Origin of the sequence: Gemmiger qucibialis, assembly GCF_027689445.1 — a bacterium.
In the GTDB taxonomy this organism is placed as follows: domain Bacteria; phylum Bacillota; class Clostridia; order Oscillospirales; family Ruminococcaceae; genus Gemmiger; species Gemmiger qucibialis.
Genome location: NZ_JAQFEN010000002.1, coordinates 313,743 through 330,604, shown reverse-complemented (window position 1 = coordinate 330,604; position 16,862 = coordinate 313,743). Strand labels below are relative to the sequence as shown.

The 16,862-nt window shown below is 55.7% G+C and carries 16 protein-coding genes; 6 read left to right on the top strand and 10 right to left on the bottom strand.

All coding sequences use genetic code 11. The features are described from left to right. Positions 1-91: 91 nt before the first annotated feature. The 4 genes from PG062_RS05350 to rfbF form a co-directional block, all read right to left on the bottom strand. Positions 92-532 (bottom strand): GtrA family protein, encoded by a 441-nt coding sequence (locus tag PG062_RS05350; protein ID WP_270751495.1) that lies wholly within the window; start codon positions 530-532, stop codon positions 92-94. A gap of 137 nt (positions 533-669) precedes the next feature. Next, positions 670-2,013: a lipopolysaccharide biosynthesis protein RfbH gene (gene rfbH / locus PG062_RS05345; RefSeq protein WP_270751494.1), complete on the bottom strand. Its 1,344-nt coding sequence runs from the start codon at positions 2,011-2,013 to the stop codon at positions 670-672. Between the two features lie 11 nt (positions 2,014-2,024). Continuing rightward, complete coding sequence (rfbG, locus tag PG062_RS05340) at positions 2,025-3,080, bottom strand: CDP-glucose 4,6-dehydratase (RefSeq protein ID WP_270751493.1); 1,056 nt, start codon at positions 3,078-3,080, stop codon at positions 2,025-2,027. After that, positions 3,077-3,859, bottom strand: coding sequence for a glucose-1-phosphate cytidylyltransferase (gene rfbF / locus PG062_RS05335; protein ID WP_270751492.1), 783 nt, complete (start codon positions 3,857-3,859; stop codon positions 3,077-3,079). The genes rfbG and rfbF overlap by 4 nt, the downstream gene beginning before the upstream one ends. Positions 3,860-4,337: 478 nt before the next feature. Here rfbF and PG062_RS05330 point away from each other — a divergent pair, with 478 nt between their 5' ends. The 6 genes from PG062_RS05330 (at position 4,338) to hflX (ending at position 11,752) form a co-directional block, all read left to right on the top strand. Continuing rightward, positions 4,338-5,837: an MBOAT family O-acyltransferase gene (locus PG062_RS05330; protein ID WP_113998817.1), complete on the top strand. Its 1,500-nt coding sequence runs from the start codon at positions 4,338-4,340 to the stop codon at positions 5,835-5,837. Between the two features lie 27 nt (positions 5,838-5,864). Next, on the top strand, positions 5,865-6,797 hold the full coding sequence (locus PG062_RS05325) for a hypothetical protein (RefSeq protein ID WP_270751491.1): 933 nt from the start codon (positions 5,865-5,867) through the stop codon (positions 6,795-6,797). 30 nt (positions 6,798-6,827) lie between these two features. Then, positions 6,828-8,141 (top strand): surface carbohydrate biosynthesis protein, encoded by a 1,314-nt coding sequence (locus PG062_RS05320; RefSeq protein WP_270751490.1) that lies wholly within the window; start codon positions 6,828-6,830, stop codon positions 8,139-8,141. 50 nt (positions 8,142-8,191) lie between these two features. Further along, entirely contained in the window at positions 8,192-9,655 is a 1,464-nt protein-coding gene (locus PG062_RS05315) for a lipopolysaccharide biosynthesis protein (RefSeq protein WP_270751489.1), read from the top strand. 29 nt (positions 9,656-9,684) lie between these two features. Continuing rightward, a complete protein-coding gene (locus PG062_RS05310) occupies positions 9,685-10,362 on the top strand; it encodes a GNAT family N-acetyltransferase (protein WP_270751488.1) in 678 nt (225 codons plus the stop codon). 61 nt (positions 10,363-10,423) lie between these two features. Then, positions 10,424-11,752 (top strand): GTPase HflX, encoded by a 1,329-nt coding sequence (gene hflX, locus PG062_RS05305; RefSeq protein ID WP_270751487.1) that lies wholly within the window; start codon positions 10,424-10,426, stop codon positions 11,750-11,752. A 141-nt stretch (positions 11,753-11,893) separates the two neighbouring features. On the opposite strand, the gene deoC is transcribed toward hflX, so the two are convergent. The 6 genes from deoC to cmk form a co-directional block, all read right to left on the bottom strand. Continuing rightward, the gene (gene deoC, locus PG062_RS05300) at positions 11,894-12,550 is read right to left on the bottom strand and encodes a deoxyribose-phosphate aldolase (RefSeq protein WP_113998812.1); all 657 of its coding nucleotides are present in this window, start codon (positions 12,548-12,550) and stop codon (positions 11,894-11,896) included. Continuing rightward, positions 12,547-12,705, bottom strand: coding sequence for a hypothetical protein (locus PG062_RS05295; RefSeq protein ID WP_199488066.1), 159 nt, complete (start codon positions 12,703-12,705; stop codon positions 12,547-12,549). Before PG062_RS05295 ends, deoC begins: the two co-directional genes overlap by 4 nt. 61 nt (positions 12,706-12,766) lie before the next feature. Further along, positions 12,767-13,216 (bottom strand): GtrA family protein, encoded by a 450-nt coding sequence (locus tag PG062_RS05290; protein WP_270751486.1) that lies wholly within the window; start codon positions 13,214-13,216, stop codon positions 12,767-12,769. Positions 13,217-13,348: 132 nt separating this feature from the next. Then, positions 13,349-15,271, bottom strand: coding sequence for a bifunctional 4-hydroxy-3-methylbut-2-enyl diphosphate reductase/30S ribosomal protein S1 (locus PG062_RS05285; RefSeq protein ID WP_113998810.1), 1,923 nt, complete (start codon positions 15,269-15,271; stop codon positions 13,349-13,351). Between the two features lie 24 nt (positions 15,272-15,295). Beyond that, positions 15,296-15,916 carry a lysophospholipid acyltransferase family protein gene (locus tag PG062_RS05280; protein ID WP_270751485.1) on the bottom strand — a complete coding sequence of 207 codons (621 nt, stop codon included), beginning with the start codon at positions 15,914-15,916 and terminating at the stop codon, positions 15,296-15,298. 153 nt (positions 15,917-16,069) lie between these two features. Then, complete coding sequence (cmk, locus tag PG062_RS05275) at positions 16,070-16,735, bottom strand: (d)CMP kinase (protein WP_113998808.1); 666 nt, start codon at positions 16,733-16,735, stop codon at positions 16,070-16,072. Positions 16,736-16,862 lie beyond the last annotated feature (127 nt).

Sequence of the window (16,862 nt, the reverse complement as noted above, 5' to 3'; positions counted from 1 at the left end):
CTCGTTGAGTCGGATGATGGTTAGGGATCCCGATACCGCACTTTTCCGTGCCGGATAAGCTCCACATCGTTGACAGGAAACATTTTGTCGTTTATCTTTCCTTAAATGTCCACAACTTGTTGATGATAAAATTCAGCGGAATCGTGACCAGCAAATTTACAATCGGCGCAATCGTTTTGCTGACGCTGAAGAACGTAACCTCTATCCAAAGCAAAACATTAGAAAGGATCGACGTGCCGCCGTAGCTGACATATGTTTTTCCAAGGCGTTTCAGTTTACTGCGCCAATCGTTTGCATTCCCGGTAAACACAAACTTATCGTTCCAAAAAAAGGCATTGGCAATGCTCAGAATTGTTCCCAGAACGCTGCCTACCATATACAGGTCTGGGCTGATCCACAAAAAGATATAATACACCGCCATTGATACCGCCGTGTTGCTTACGCCAACAAGGCCAAACTTGATAAACTGTGCAAGCAGTGCAACAAATTCCTTTTTGCTTTTTGCTCCCAACAGCGCCAACAATTTCTGCATGGATCCCGTTCCTTTATTATTCTTTATAAGCAATCAAAAAGCAAAGCCTGTATTGATAATTTACCGCAGTGCAGCAGCCATTTTTTCTTATCAGCCCGGCTTTGCTTTTTCTTATTGATTCATCTTATCAGCGCATTTTACTGGTTCACCGCTTCAATAATGATCTTTGCCATATAGTCGATCATCTCATCGGTCATGCCGGGGTACACGCCGACCCAGAAGGTGTTGTTCATGATAAAGTCAGTGTTGGTCAGCTCCCCTGCCACGCGGTAGGCGTCGGTGCCGCGGATCTGGTCAAAGCAAGGGTGCTTGATCAGGTTTCCGCTGAACAACAGGCGGGTCTGGACATTGTGGTCCTCAATATAGCGGGTCACGGCGTTGCGGTCCAGGCCGGATTCCGGCTTGACCGAAATCAGGAAGCCGAACCAGGACGGGCGGCTGTTGGCGGCCGGTTCCGGCAGGATCAGCTTATCGGCGGCCGGTTCCAGGGCTGCGCGCAGGCGGTCCCAGTTATGGCGGCGGCGTTCGATAAAGCTGGGGAACTTTTTCAGCTGCTCGCAGCCGATGGCGGCCTGCATATCGGTCACTTTCAGGTTATAGCCAAAGTGGCTGTAAACGTACTTGTGGTCATAGCCTGCGGGCAGTTTGCCATACTGACCGTCAAAGCGGTGGCCGCAGAAGTTATCATGGCCGGACGGGCAGATGCAGTCGCGGCCCCAGTCGCGGTAGCTCTTGATCAGGCGGTTCAGCAGCGGGCTGTTTGTATACACGCAGCCGCCCTCGCCCATCGTCATGTGGTGCGGCGGGTAGAAGCTGGAGGTGCCGATATCGCCCCAGGTTCCGGTAAAGCGGGTTTCGCCGTTGATGGTGTACTGGGTGCCCAGGGCATCGCAGTTATCCTCCACCAGCCAGAGGTTATGGGCATCGCAGAAAGCTTTGACGGCGGACAGGTCAAACGGGTTGCCCAGGGTATGGGCGATCATGACTGCCTTGGTCTTGGGGGAAAGAGCGGCTTCCAGCTTGGTCACATCAATGTTGTACTGCGGCACGGTTACATCCACAAACACCGGCACAGCGCCATACTGCAGCGCCGGGGTGACAGTGGTGGGGAACCCGCATGCCACAGTGATGACCTCATCACCCTTTTTGATCTGGCGGTCGCCCAGTTCCGGGGCGGTGAGCGCCATAAAGGCAATCAGGTTGGCGGAGGAGCCAGAGTTGACCAGGTTGGCGAACTTTACGCCGATCCACTTGGCAAACTCTTTTTCAAATTCATCCGCAAAGCGGCCGGTGGTCAGCCAGAAATCCAGCGTTGCATCGGTCAGGGCGCACATTTCTTTTTCATCAAACACGCGGGATGCATAAGTAACGCGGTCGCCGGGCTTGAAATCCGCCTTTTTCTCCTTAAAGTCATGGTAATATTCTGCCACCAGCGCCTTGATCTGCTCGCGGGCTTCGGCCTCATTGCTCCAATTTGCCATCGTCTGCTCCCTTACTCACTCAAAAATTCCTTGATCTCTTTGTCCATCTCCGCCGGGATATCCCCGCCGGAAAGCCATACCTTGCTGAACGCAACGGTCTTTTGCATACATTCCGCCATATGCCAGCGCGGTTTCCAGCCGAAGGTGGATTTCAATTTGCTGCAATCCAGCTTCAAAAAGTTTGCTTCATGCGGGGCGTTTGCCTCAGCGCGGTTTTCCCATGCAGCACCATCGCCCCACGCCTGGCAGAACAGGTCTACCAGGGTGCCGGTCGTCACACAGTCGCAGTCATCCGGGCCGACGTTATAATAGCCGGCGTACCGGTTATCCTCATACTGGCGCTGGGCGATCAGCAGGTACGCCGCCAGCGGTTCCAGCACATGCTGGTATGGGCGGGTGGAATACGGGTTGCGCACACCGATGCTCTCCCCTTTTGCCATCGCGCGCACGCAGTCCGGGATGATGCGGTCATTGGCAAAATCGCCGCCGCCAATCACATTACCTGCGCGGGCAGTGGAGATGGCCACGCTGCCATCCGCAAAAAAGCTGTTTTTATAGCTGTGGGTCACCAGCTCCGAGCAGCTTTTGCTGTTGGAGTAGGGGTCGAAGCCGTCCAACGGTTCGTTTTCGCGGTAGCCCCAGCACCATTCATTATTCTGGTACACCTTATCTGTCGTCACGTTCAGCACAGAGCGCGTCGGAGTTTGGGCGGTGCGCACACATTCCAACAGGTTCACAGTGCCCATCACATTGGTTTCATAGGTATAGCGCGGGTCCTTGTAGCTGTCCCGCACAATGGGCTGAGCCGCCAGGTGCAGCACAATTTCCGGCCGAGCGGCATCAAAGGCCGCTTTCAGGCTGGCAAAATCGCGGATGTCGCCGATCACGCTGGTCATTTTGCCTTCCAGCCCTGCCAGAGAGAAGAGGTTGGGGGTTGTGGGCGGTTCCAGGCTGTAACCCGTTACCACTGCACCGGCACCCACCAGCATGCGGCAGAGCCAGCTGCCCTTAAAACCGGTATGCCCGGTTACAAACACGCGTTTGCCGCGGTAAAATTCCAAGTTCATTGTTGGTTCCACACTTCCCAGGGCGCACGGCCAGACGCCCACATTTTTTCCAGCATACTTTTTTCGCGCTCGGTATCCATGCACTGCCAGAATCCGCGGTGCACATAGCTCATCAGCTGGCCTTTGGCTGCCAGCTCGCGCAGCGGGGTCTGCTCAAAAATGGTATCATCACCGCTGATGGTATCAAACACTTCCGGTTCCAGCACCATATAGCCCGCGTTGATGATAGCCCCATCGTTGACGCTTTTTTCACGGAACGCCTGAACCGAATTGTCCTGGCCGATATCCAGCACGCCTTTCTGCTGTTCCTGCACCACGGCGGTCAGGGTTGCCAGCTTGCCATGCTGCTTATGGAACTTGACCAGTTCGGCAATGTTCACATCGCAGACGCCATCACCATAGGTCATCATAAAGGTTTCGTTGCCGATATATTTCTGCACCCGCTTGATGCGGCCGCCCGTCATCGTGTTCAGGCCGGTATCCACCACCGTCACGCGCCACGGCTCGGCGTGCTGGTCATGCACGATCATCTCGTTGCCCTGGGTGAAGTCAAAGGTCACATCGCTGGTATGCAGGAAATAATCCGCAAACCACTCCTTGATCATATGCTGCTTGTACCCGGCGCAGATCACAAAATCATTGAAGCCATAGTAAGAATACTCTTTCATGATATGCCACAAAATAGGCATACCGCCGATTTCGATCATCGGTTTCGGCTTGAACTTACTTTCTTCCGAAATGCGCGTGCCATAGCCGCCGGCAAGAATTACAACTTTCATATTTTTCACTCCCGTAAGCCTGCAGCGGAACCCTGCCTGCAGTCCCGCAAAAGCTGTCTGTCCCACCAGCATTTCAACCGCTGGACAGTTTGGTACACACCCAGCCTATTTTTTATTACTATGATAGTATATCATTTTCACGTATTCAGTGCAACCGTTCCAGGAAACTTATCACACCTAGTAGGCTTGCTTTTTATTCCGCGTTTTGCTCTTTGTTATCACATTTTAACGCCGCTTTTGTTGCCGCTGTGCAAACAATATTCTTTACGTTTTTTCGTGCGTATTTTGTTCCTGCCAGGCGGCCCACTTTACATTAGTAGGCAAAACAGGTATAATAGTTTAGTTAATCTGTGATATTGCGCCATTTTGCCATATTGCGGGTGCAGGCGGTCTTATTTTATCCTTGCTGCCTGTGGATTTTTTGCGGCACGCCGCGCGTTGTGCGGTACCGCTCCTATTAGGTCTGGAGGTTGCGCTCATGGGGCTGCAAAGCCTGCAATACTGTGCATTTTTGGTGGTTGTGGCTGCCGTTTACCTGCATTTGCCGGTGCGCATGCAGCCGGTGTTTCTGCTGGGAGCTTCGTGGGTGTTTTATGCGCTGGCCATGCCGGCTATGCTGCCGGTCACCATTGCACTGGCGGTGTTCACCTACCTGTGCGGCCGCGGCCTTGCCTGGCGGGGCGGCGCACACAAAACCGCCTTTTTGCGCCTTGGCGTGATCGGTATGCTGGGCATTCTGGCCTTTTTTAAGTATAACGGCCTGTTGGGCGGGGTTCTGCACGGCTGGCGCGCGGTGGCCATGCCGCTGGGCATCAGCTTTACCAGTTTTGCCGCAATCGCCTACCTGATCGACGCCACCCGCGGCGACTGCGAGGTGGAAACCAGCTTTATCCGGCTGGCGCTGTTCCTCAACTTTTTTGCCACCGTCACCCAGGGGCCCATCTGCCGCGCCGGTGCGCTGCTGCCGCAGTTGAGCGCCGAGCACCGCTTTGATGCCGCCCGCACGGTGCGCGCTTTACGGCTATATGCGCTGGGGCTGTTCAAATACATTGCCGTGGCGGATGTGCTGAACATGGTGGTGGATACGGTTTTCCCCCACTATGCGGATTACAGCGCCCCCATGCTGATTTTGACCGCGGTGATGTACACTTTTTATCTGTATTTCAGCTTTTCCGGCTATTCCGAGATTTCCCGTGCCACCGGCCTTGTGCTGGGGCTGGACCTGCCGGAAAACTTTAAGACCCCGTTTTACGCCACCAACTTTTCCGGCTTCTGGAGCCGCTGGCACATCTCGTTTTCTTCCTGGCTGCAGGATTATCTCTTTATGCCGCTGGCCTGGGCAGATCTTGGCCGCTTTGGCCGCCTGCCCACCGAGCTGTGCGTGTTCTGCGTGTTCTTTGCTTCCGGCTTCTGGCACGGCAGCACCGCGCCATTCATCATCTGGGGTCTGCTGCAGGCGGTTTACCGCGTGGGCGAAGAGCTGCTGCACCGCCGCTTTGGCAAACCCAAAAAGCGTGGCACCCCGGCCCGTGTGCTGTGGGGCAAACGGGTTGTGGTGTTTGTTTTGTGGACCATCAGCATGGTGTTCTTCCGCGTGGGGTCCGGCAACCTTTCCGGCATGGCCGAAAACCTGGGAGTTGGCGATGCTTTCGTCTACCTGGGCCGCTGCCTGATGAACAGCTGGTCCCCCGCCCGCTTTGCCGGGGAGCTGTACAGCACAGCGTATACCGGCTTTTACGCCAATACCATTATGGTAGCGGCTTATTGGGCGTTCGCTGCGCTGGCGCTGGCGCTTGGCATCTGGCTGGATCACCGGCGCAATTTTGCCTGCAAAAACAAACCGGCTGAGGTTGCCCTGGCAAGCGCCAAGCACCGCAATGCGCTGTATGTTGTTTTGATCGTTTTTATCCTGGTGGGGTACATCATGCAGAGCGGCGGCTTTAACGCCAACGCGTTCGGCCCCTATGCAGGGTTTTAATCTTATGGAAAAAAGGAGATTTCCGGCGTGAAGCATATCATCAAAAAATTGGCGCTGCTGTTCGTGCCGGTCTATCTGTGGTTTGCCTTTTTTGTGGCGTTTGAGCCAAACAATTATTTTGGCATCAAAAAAACCGCCTCTTCCAGCCAGCCGGTGGCCCGTGTGCGCGCCTATGAGCAGAGCCCCGGCACCAACCTGATCATCGGGGACAGCCGCCTGGCCCACTTTGATATGGACCTTGTGGATTCCCTGACCGGGCAAAGCTGGCAGAACCTGGCCTTTGGCGGTGCTTCCCTGAATGAATGTGTGGACCTTGCCAACTATGTGCTGGATTCCGGCAACCAGGTGGACCACATTCTGTTTGAGCTTTCGTTCTACACCTTAAACAGCAGCTATAACACCGACCGTTTTTCGGCGCTGGAAGCTACCCTGCGCAACCCGCTGGCCTACTGTCTGAACCTGGAATACAACGTGAACGCCCTAACCGTGTTTATGGACACCGTAAAGGGCACGCCGGACACCATTGAATCCGGCGACTGGACCGCGGCGGATTACCTGGATGATGCCGGGAACACGATTCCGCTGCACAAAAAGCTGTATGAGTACCCGGCGCTGATCACCACCCGCTGCCAGAACTGGACACTGAACGAAACCGAGCTGGCGGAGTTTTTGGCTATGGCCCAGCGCTGCGCAGGCCGCGGCGTGGAGCTGACCATTGTGCTGCCCCCCATGGCCGCCAATGTGCGCACCGAGGTATGCGATGCCTTTGGCATTACCGCCGTGATGCAGGACGAAGTTCTGCCGCTGTTGGAAAAGCAGAATTTTACCGTGCTGAATTACGAATGGGGCACCAGCTGCATTACCGATGATGACACCCAGTTTTTTGACGGGTTCCACCTGGACGAAAAATACGGCCTGCCGGACTGGACAGCCGAACTGTTTGATGATATGCAGCGCTGATGCTGCCCCACCCCAAAAAGGAGGTTCCCTGTGGCACTGGACTTTTTGATTTTGTACGAACACACCGTTCGGGAATATGAGAGCGATCTTTTGCTCAAATTGGAGCTGGAGCGCCGCGGCTACACCGTGCGCATCCGTCAGCTGCTGGATGCCAAAGATCTGCGCCTGTTTGGCAAAGACAAGCCGGAAGTTCTGGTTGCCAGCTGCATGTATGACAACGAAGCCATCAACAGCCATGTGTACAACAACATTGGCAAATGCAACAAGATCGTCAACCTGCACTGGGAGCAGATGCTCTCCGACACGCAGGAGGAGGGCGATTGGTTCAACATGAACGGCAACGCCAAGCGCTGCGTGCAGACTTGCTGGGGCCAGCGCACTGCCCAGCGGTTACAGGCCCATGGCATGGATGCCAAGAACACCCCCGTGACCGGCGCTGTGATGATGGACTTTCTGCGGCCGGAGTTCAAGGGCTACTTTAAGGATAAGGAAACCCTGTGCAAGGAATTCGGCCTTGACCCCGCCAAACAGCTGCACCTGTACATTTCCAGCTTTGGCTATGCCAGCATGACCGACCAGGAAGTGGCCGAGCTTTCCAAAATGGCGGGAACGGATTTTTCCGGCTTTGCCCGCACCAACCGCGTTTCGATGGAAAAAACGCTGGCCTGGTTTGACCGCTACTTGGGTGACCACCCGGAGGTGGAACTGGTATACCGCCGCCACCCCAGCGAATGGAAATGCAAAGCCCTGGACGAGCTGGCCGCCAAACGCCCCAACTTCCATGTGATTTTTGCGGATTCCGTCAAGCAGTGGATTGTGGCGGCGGATTCCATCTCCATCTGGATGAGCACCGCTGTGGCCGAAGTATACATGGCTGGCAAAAGCTGCCATATCCTGCGCCCGGTGCCCATCGAGCACGAGTATGACCCCGTCATCTACAAGGATGCTCACTATGTGACTAGCTACCCGGAGTTTGCCGCTGCCATGGCGCAGCCGAACCCGCCGTTCCCCATTGCACGGGATGTGATTGAGGGCTATTTTGACCCCTCCCCTGCCCCGGCCTACAAGCGGATGGCCGACCTGCTGGAGGAAGTGTACAAAAATCCCCCGCGGGATGAACCGATGGGGCCCGGTTTTACGCCGCACTTCAACCTGCTCAAGTTCTGCGCACTGGCGGGGGTACACATGCTGTACCGCCACAAGTGGGAACCCAAACGGGTGTTTGCCTTCTGCCCGCCGCTGGCCAACTTTGCCCAGCGCATTTACGGTTATGTGGACAAAGCCTATATCCCGCCGGAGGAGATCCAGCGCATGGAAGCGCGCATCCGGCCATATGTAAAATAAAGTTGTTTTCCGGCGCGCTGCGGTGCGCCCGCTGCAAATGGGAGCCTGCCATGTCTGAACCGAAAAAAACTGAAAGCTTTGCCGGAAATGTGATGAAATACTCCATTGCCACCTACCTTGGCTTTGGCATTTCCGGCGCAGCGCTTATCATCAAGGGCGTCCTGCCCGCCGAAAGCTACGCCGTTCCTGCTTCCTTCATGGCATACACCATGTCGCTGATGAACGTGGGCATGCTTGGGCTGGACCAAAGCCTGCTGCGCTTTTACCACGAACCGCCTGCCGGTTCCACCGGGCGCAGCATGTTTGCCGCGTGTACCCGGCTTTCGGTGCTGGTCATGCTGCTGGCGGGCGGCATCGGCAGCATCTTTTTCGCCAAGCCGCTGGCGGCGGCCTTTGGCCTTGGGGCCAGCGGTGCCGGGCTGGTGCCGTTTTTGTTCCTGAACGCTGCTCTGTACATGCTGGTGCGTTACCTCAACGTGCTGCTCCGGCTGGAAAACAATGTGCGCGCCTACACCACCGAAACGCTGTGGATGCAGGCCTGCCTGAACCTGATCTACCTGCTGCCCGGCTTTGTTACCCAGGACGCCCGCGCTTTTGTGCTGGGTGCGTTGTGCAGCTTTGCGGGGGTCGCAGTGTTCTATTGGCGGCGGGCTTCTAAAGGTCAAACGAAAGAGGCCCCTGTGCGCGGCCTGCGCCCCTATGCCCACATTTACCGGGCGGCACTGCCTTACGGCATTGTGTTGGCACCTGCGGCCATCCTGATCCCGCTGTACCGCGCCATCTGCCTTTCTTTTTTAGGCAATTACGCCCCCGCGGCGGAGCAGGGTTCGTTTGATTTCGCCTACACCCTGGCCCAGCTTGTCACCACCATTCAGGCCGGTTTTTCCACCTACTGGGGCCCCTATGTCTACGCGCATTACCGCACCGAGCAGGAGCGCATTGGCCGCATCCATGATCTGCTGAACCTGCTGATCTTCGGCTTTTTCTGTCTGCTGGTCATGTTTGAGGATATCATCTTCATCATCTTCCCGGCCAAATCGGCCTGCCTGCCCTACTTTCCGCTGATGATGCTGGCCGTGGTGTTCTCTATCCTGTGCGAAGGCACGGTGTACGGCAACACCATTGCCCGCAAGCCGTTCCAGGATACGATTGGAACCGCCGTGGGCGTTGCGGCCAACATTGCCGTGTGCGCCGTGCTGGTGCCGCGTTTTGGCGTAATGGGTGCCGCGGTCGGCCTGGTAGCGGCCAATGCAACGATGTTTTTGTACCGCACTGTGACCGGGCAGTATTACTACCGCACCATCCCCAGCTTCAGCCGGACGATCTGCGGCTTTTTGCTGGCGGTGGGTGTGGCCGTGATCGGCGTGGTGTTCGCCCACAATTTTATCATCAAGTTTGTTTTAACTGCAGCAATCCTGTTTATTTACTGTAACATTTACCGTGCCCAGCTGTACAAGCTGTGGCAGATCTTTATGGGCTTTGTGCGGCGGTATCTGCTGCACAGCCAAGCATAACTACTGCAAAGGAAAGGTTGTATATCAAGATGAAGCATTGCGGCACACAAGAGTTGACCACCGAGCGGCTGGTCCTGCGTCGTATGACAACCGACGACTGCGAAATGATGTTTGGCAACTGGGCCAATGACCCGGAAGTGACCCGCTACCTGCGCTGGGAGCCCCACCGTGACTGGGTGGTAACGATGGCATATCTGAACGAGATCGTCAAACAATATGACCGCCCGGATTTTTATGATTGGGGCATCTGCGATAAAGTGACCGGTGTGCTGATGGGCAGCATCAGCATTGCCCCCGCCGAATCCTGTGAGCGTGAAAAGCCCTATGCCTGGAAAAACGTGAAAACCGAGCTGCTGGGCGGCATGTATGAGATCGGTTACACCTTGGGCAAAAAGTGGTGGAACCAGGGCTATGCCACCGAAGCCGCCGCTGCCGTGCGCGATTACTGGTTTGGCATGGTAGGTGCGCCCTGGCTGGCCGGGTTCCACGCCAGCCAGAATGTGGCAAGCAGCCGCGTGTTGGCCAAGACCGGCTTCCATTATGACCACGATACCGTTCTGCACCGCTTTGACGGCACCGAGGTGCCCTGCCTGGCCTGGTACCTGCTGAACCCCGGCAGCCAGAAATCCGATGAACCGGCAGCCGCTGCCCCCGCTGTACAGGCAGAACCAACGAAACCAGCGGAGAATGCCGAGACAACCGTCTGACATTCACTCCCCTGCCCCATACTTTTGCTGACCTGGCCGAATACGGCCAGAAAGGACCCCTATGGACGAAATGAAGGACCCCATCACCCTGGACTTTACCGCTACCCAGGCCCCGGCAGAGGACGCCCCTGTTGGGCAGAAGGCTCTGGACAGCGAGCGTCCGCCGGTGCGCGTTGTGCTGCTGGCGCTGGACCAGGGCAAGTTTGACTCCCAGCGCAGCCTGGATGAGCTTGCCGCCCTGGCGGAAGCCAACGGCATGCAGGCCGTTGCTACCGTGTGCCAGAAGCGCAGCACCCCCGAAGCCGCCACCCTTCTGGGGGAGGGCAAAGTGGAGGAAGCGCGTCTGGTATGCCTGAATACCGATGCCGAGGCTGCCATCTTTGACGGCGAGCTGACCGGCAGCCAGATCCGCAACCTGAGCGCGGCTTTGCAGGTGGAAGTGCTGGACCGCACGATGCTGATTTTGGAAATCTTCCGTGCGCGCGCCACCACCAACGAGGGCAAGCTGCAAACTGAGCTGGCCACCCTGAAATACCGCATGCCGCGCCTGCAGGGCCTTGGCGAGGTGCTGAGCCGCCAGGGCGGCGGTGGCGGCGGCGGTGGCGGTGCCCGCCGCGGTGCCGGTGAAACCAAGCTGGAGCTGGACCGCCGCTACCTGCGCAGCCGCATTGAAAAGCTGGAAAGCCGCCTGAAAGAGCTGGAAAAGCGCCGTGGTGAAACCCGCCGCGCCCGCCAGAAAAACGGTGTTCCGGTCATCTCATTGGTGGGCTACACCAACGTGGGCAAAAGCAGCCTGACCAACGCTTTGTGCGGCGCAGAAATTTTTGAAGCCGACATGCTGTTTGCCACGCTGGATCCCACCGCCCGCAAATGCACGCTGCCCAGCGGGTTACAAGTGATCCTGGTGGATACAGTCGGCTTTGTCAGCCGCCTGCCGCATGATTTGGTGGATGCTTTTAAGAGCACACTGGAAGAAGCTGCCTGCTCTGACATCATCTTGAAAATTGCCGACGCCAGCGACAGCGAAGCCGCCGAGCAGCTGAGCGTGACCGATGAAGTGTTGAACGACCTGGGCTGCGGGGATATCCCGCAGGTGACGGTCTACAACAAGTGCGACCGCACCGGTGTTGCCCCCTATGACCCGGATGTGCTGCTGGTAAGCGCCAAAACCGGCTACGGGCTGGACAGCCTGCTGGCCAAGATTGACGAGATTCTGGCACACCGTGTGCGCACCATTGAGGTACTGTTGCCCTATGACAAGCTGGCCCTGGCCGATGTGTTCCGCACCCGCGGCAGCGTTCTGGCTGAAGAATACCGCGAAAACGGCGTGTATTACAAGGCAACCGTAAAGGTGGATGACCTGCACCGGTTTGAAGCGTACCTGCTGTAAGCGCAACCGTTCGCTTTGTGCAAGATAACAAATACTGATTTTATTGCTGATTGTAGACAAAAAGACCTCCATCCCTGCACGGTTCTGTGCTTGGGATGGAGGTCTTTGGTTTATTTGTGTGTACCCTGCGTTACGGCAAAATTATTCCGCCGTCAGCAGTTTAACAGCGCGGGAGGTGCCCAGGCGGTCTGCGCCCAGATCCAGGAACTTTTCCATGTCCTCAACGGTGGAAATGCCGCCGGCTGCCTTGATCTTGCAGCGGCCGCGCACGCAGCGGGCAAACAGCTCAATATCATGGAAGGTTGCACCTGCGGTAGAAAAGCCCGTGCTGGTCTTGATGAAGTCGGCACCGGCTTCCACCACGATATCGCACATCTTCTCTTTTTCTTCATCGGTCAGCAGGCAGGTTTCAATAATAACCTTGAGCACCTTATCCCCCACGGCCCGCTTGACGGCGGCGATATCCTCGCGCACAGCGTCATATTCCTTGTTCTTCAGGCGGCCGATATTGATGACCATATCCACTTCCTCGGCGCCGTTTTCCACAGCGGTCTTTGCTTCAAAGCACTTGGAAGCAGTATCCATTGCACCCAGAGGGAAGCCGACCACGCAGCACACCGCAACACGGCCCGCCATATACTGCACAGCCTGCTTGACATAGCAGGTGTTGATGCAGACGGATGCAGTATGATACTTGATGGCATCATCGCACAGGGCCTGAATCTGGGGCCAGGTAGCCTCCGGTTTCAACAGGGTGTGGTCAACTTTGGAAAGGATTTCCTCCTTGGTGTATTTCATTTGAATTCTTCTCCTTTTTTACAGGTCTTGCACAGGTGCGCCTGGTGCAGGCCGATGGTCGAAAATACAATGGCCGTCAGGCTGACCGTTGCGCCCACAATGCCCAGGATCAGGCCGGTCAGACGGAATGCACCGCCGCGGATTTTGTTTGTCATAAGAAAGCCCTCCTTATCATCGTCGGTTTGGTTGTTTCGGGTTTCTATCTGTTCTGTGTTGTTATTTCTTTTTGAAAATAAACAACTTGCTGAACACATAGTTGGATACAATCACGATAACCTGGCTGAACAGTTTAACACCCATGGCCCACAGGTCAGCGTTGGCTGCGGCAAATGCCACATGCGGTGCCAGCACGCTGACGCCCAGCCAGATGATGACCTGGTCCATGACCATGGTGCCAATACGGCAGGCCACAAACTGGCCAAACTCCGCCAGAGCAGCCTGGCCGCTGTTTTTGCTGCGGAACACAAAGGTGCGGTTGGTCCAGTAGGCAAACAGAATGCAGATGATATTATCCAGCACATTGCCAATGCCGGTTGCAAAGCCCGTGCCCAGCACAGCCTGGAACACGGCAAACAGCACCAGGTTCAACAGCGTGGCAAGCCCGCCAAAAAACAGGTAGGCAAACCCCTCATAATATTTTTTAATAAAAGCCTTTAATTTTTCCATGCAGTTTATCCTTTACCACACAGCGCAGGGAGGTTTGCAGCGCTGCTCGCCAGTGTACGCCAACAGTGCACACTGGCATATAACAAAAGGGGCCCGCCTGTTGCCAGGCAGGCCCCTGCTGCAATTCGGGGATTATTCAGCGTCCTCGGCAGCCTCGTCGAGGCAAGCCTTCATGGACAGGCTGATGCGCTTGCGATCAAAGTCAACATTGATCAGCTTAACCTTGACCATGTCGCCGACCTTCAGAACGTCGGAAACCTTGTTCACGCGCTCGTTGCTGATCTCGCTGATGTGGACCAGACCGTCAATGCCCGGCAGAATGCGGACAAATGCACCGAACTTGGTGATGGAAACGACCGGAGCCTCGAACTCAGAGCCGATGGGATACTCGTTCTTGAGCTTCTCCCAGGGGTTGTCCTCTTCCTTCTTGTAGCCCAGGGAAACCTTCTGGTTCTCGGGGTCATAGCTCTTAACATACACTTCGATGGTATCGCCAACGCTGACGACCTCAGAGGGATGCTTGATGTTGTTCCAGCTCAGTTCGCTGATGTGGCACAGGCCATCCACGCCGCCGATGTCAACAAAGGCACCATAGGAAGTCAGGCTCTTGACAACGCCAGTGTACTGCTTGTCAACTTCAACGTTCTTCCAGAACTCATCGCGCTTTGCCTTGTTTTCTTCAGCAGTAACCTTGTTGATGCTGCCGACGATCTTGCGGCCTGCGCACTCGGTGATAACCAGCTTAACGTGCTGGCCAACCAGCTTGGTGTAGTCCTCGTCGCGGCGCATGGTAGCCTGAGAACGGGGAACAAACACACGAACGCCCTTGACGTTGACAACAACGCCGCCCTTGTTGGCTTCCATGACGTCGCCTTCCATAACGGTGCCGTTTTCGGCAGCCTCGGAAACATCCTTCATGCCCTTCTGGGCTTCAAAACGGACACGAGAAAGGGTGTCAACACCTTCCTGGTCATTGGTCTTGACAACAACCAAATCCAGCTCGTCGTCCACCTTAACAAGGTCTTCCATCTTGGCGTTGGGGTCATGGCTCATCTCGCTGAGCTTGACGATACCAGTGTGCTTGGAACCATCAATACCGACGACACATTCCGTCGGGGAAACGCTGATGACCTTGGCTTTTACGATCTTACCTGCGTACAGGGGCTTTGCTTCGGATGCAGCGAGCATCTCCTCAAAGCTCATGTCGTCACGGATTTCTTCACTCATACAGTTAAGTACCTCCTCAATTATAGACGAAGGCGTTGAAGCCCCGGCTGTTACGCCCACGATCCTGGCACCGTTAAGCCAATCTTTGTCGAGTTCATCAGCTGTCTCCACATTGATAGCTTTGGTATGCCGGGCCGCGACCTGCAACAGCTTTTGGGTATTGGAAGAATGATGACCACCAATGACGACCATATGATCGCATTTTTGGCTGAGGTCTTCCGCTTCCTGTTGCCTCGCCCACGTTGCATTACATATTGTATCAAATATTTTGGCATTTGTACACTGGTTTTTCAAAAATTCCTTGCAAGTTTCCCAACTTTGGACATTGAAAGTAGTTTGCGCTACCGCAAAAATAGATTTTTGTTGTGTGAGTTCCGGCAGCAGTTTTTCCAGCTCTGCCAAGTTGGCAAACACTTCCACTTTTCCCGTAGTATGGCCCACAATTCCCTGTACTTCGGGGTGTTTTGCATCGCCTGCCACCAGCAGCATGGCGCCCTCCGCACCGGCCCGCGCAGCAATTTTATGGATTTTTGTAACAAACGGGCAGGTGGCGTCATGATACGCCAGGCGGCGTGTTGATATTTTATCATACACACTCTGCCCAACGCCGTGGCTGCGGATGACAACCTCGCAGCCGTCCGGCACATCGTCCACACTGTCACAGGTAATGGCACCTTTGCTTTCCAGATCCTCCACCACCTGCGGGTTATGGATCAGCGGGCCAAGGGTTGCCACCGGGCGGCCCTGCTCCAACAATTCATAAGTCAGCTTGACCGCGCGGTTTACCCCAAAGCAGAACCCTGCGGTTTTTGCAAGAATAATTTGCATGGTTATTTCTCCCTGCATCGCGTTTTAGAAGTGATTTTCTTCGTACAGGCGTTCCAGTTCGGTTTTCAGGCGGGTGCGCAGGGCACGCAGCTTGGGTACCGAGCGGCGCGGGTCCTCTACCTTCATCTCCTCTGCCGGGATGGGGGTGCCAAAGCAGATGCGGATGCGGCAGAACATGTGCATGCGCTTATCCGGCGTATCGTAAATAATGCGGCAGGGCACCATGTCGGCATCGGCGTTGCCGGCAATCAGGAAAGCACCGCTTTTTAAGGTCAGCAGTTCGCCGGTCTTGCTGCGGGTTCCTTCAGGGAAGATCAGGATCGGCGTGCCGTTTTTGCATTCGTCTGTCACTTTATTAACGGTGTCCATATCGCCCTTGCCGCGGTCAATGGGCACCGCGCCCATGCAGCTCAAAAACCAGCCGATCAGCGGATTTTTGAACAGCTCCTGCTTGGCCAGGATGGTATAGCGCTTCCAGCTGAACACCGCTTCCAGAATATAGACCGGGTCCAGGTCCGAAAGGTGGTTGGATGCGATAACATGGGCGTGCCCGCGGGGGATGTTCTCTTTGCCGACCACCTCAATGCGCCACAAAATATGCAGCAGCGGCCAGACGATCGGCAGCAGGATCCAATAAAGCAGCATAGTTTTCCACCATTTCTTAGTAATTGGTTAAATGTTTGTTGTTCTGTGTTTTTGGGTACGTTGAGCCGTCAGGTTATTTGCCCCGTGTATTGTCGGAAGAGATTACCTACATTTTTCCAGGTGCAACGCTCTCCCCTGCTCGCAGCGCGGCTTTTATTTTGCGCGGTCCTGAATGACTTTTTTCAGGGCTTCAAAGCTCTGGTCAAAGTTCAGCTCGCTGGTATCCACCAGCACAGCGTCTTCGGCCTGGCGCAGCGGGGCTGCTGCACGGTGGGTATCCTGATAGTCGCGCGCGCGGACATCGGCCAGAACATTCTGGTAGTCGTGCTTTTCGCCTTTCATCAGCAGCTCTTTATAGCGGCGCTCTGCGCGGGCTTCCGGGGTGGCAGTCAGGAAGATTTTTACCGTTGCGTTGGGCAGCACCACAGTGCCGATATCGCGGCCATCCATCAGCACATCGCGGCTGGCGGCCAAAGTGCGCTGGGCATCCAGCAAAAAGGTGCGCACAGCCGGAATCGCCGCCACAGCGGAAGCCGCCATGCCGATCTCCTCGGCACGGATGGCCGAGGAGACATCCTCGCCATTCAGGTAAAAGTGCTGGGTGCCCTCCTCCAGCTTGGTATCCAGGTGGATTTGCGGCAGCAGGGCCTCCACGGCAGCGGCATCATGCGGGTCCTTGCCCTGGCGCACGGCGTACAGGCCGATGGAGCGGTACATGGCACCGGTATCTACATAGGTAAAGCCCATATCCGCAGCAAGGCGTTTGGCAAGGCTGGATTTACCCGCCCCGGACGGGCCATCGATTGCAACAGAGATCATCAGAAAAACTTCCTTCCGTTATAGTACTGTGTTTGTAGAAATAGGCGATATTTTCGACTTTTCTGATACACCCTAGGGCAATACCGCATAATTCTAAGTGCCGATACGGCGAGCGAGGTGCGGCAGA

Excerpts from the sequence above, each read along its gene's own strand:
- cmk (WP_113998808.1), bottom strand. The coding sequence starts at position 16,735 with ATGATCTCTGTTGCAATCGATGGCCCGTCCGGGGCGGGTAAATCCAGC.
- PG062_RS05290 (WP_270751486.1), bottom strand. The coding sequence starts at position 13,216 with ATGGAAAAATTAAAGGCTTTTATTAAAAAATATTATGAGGGGTTTGCC.
- PG062_RS05315 (WP_270751489.1), top strand. The coding sequence starts at position 8,192 with ATGTCTGAACCGAAAAAAACTGAAAGCTTTGCCGGAAATGTGATGAAA.
- rfbF (WP_270751492.1), bottom strand. The coding sequence starts at position 3,859 with ATGAAAGTTGTAATTCTTGCCGGCGGCTATGGCACGCGCATTTCGGAA.
- hflX (WP_270751487.1), top strand. The coding sequence starts at position 10,424 with ATGGACGAAATGAAGGACCCCATCACCCTGGACTTTACCGCTACCCAG.
- PG062_RS05310 (WP_270751488.1), top strand. The coding sequence starts at position 9,685 with ATGAAGCATTGCGGCACACAAGAGTTGACCACCGAGCGGCTGGTCCTG.
- PG062_RS05350 (WP_270751495.1), bottom strand. The coding sequence starts at position 532 with ATGCAGAAATTGTTGGCGCTGTTGGGAGCAAAAAGCAAAAAGGAATTT.
- rfbG (WP_270751493.1), bottom strand. The coding sequence starts at position 3,080 with ATGAACTTGGAATTTTACCGCGGCAAACGCGTGTTTGTAACCGGGCAT.
- PG062_RS05330 (WP_113998817.1), top strand. The coding sequence starts at position 4,338 with ATGGGGCTGCAAAGCCTGCAATACTGTGCATTTTTGGTGGTTGTGGCT.
- PG062_RS05295 (WP_199488066.1), bottom strand. The coding sequence starts at position 12,705 with ATGACAAACAAAATCCGCGGCGGTGCATTCCGTCTGACCGGCCTGATC.
- rfbH (WP_270751494.1), bottom strand. The coding sequence starts at position 2,013 with ATGGCAAATTGGAGCAATGAGGCCGAAGCCCGCGAGCAGATCAAGGCG.
- deoC (WP_113998812.1), bottom strand. The coding sequence starts at position 12,550 with ATGAAATACACCAAGGAGGAAATCCTTTCCAAAGTTGACCACACCCTG.
- PG062_RS05280 (WP_270751485.1), bottom strand. The coding sequence starts at position 15,916 with ATGCTGCTTTATTGGATCCTGCTGCCGATCGTCTGGCCGCTGCTGCAT.
- PG062_RS05285 (WP_113998810.1), bottom strand. The coding sequence starts at position 15,271 with ATGCAAATTATTCTTGCAAAAACCGCAGGGTTCTGCTTTGGGGTAAAC.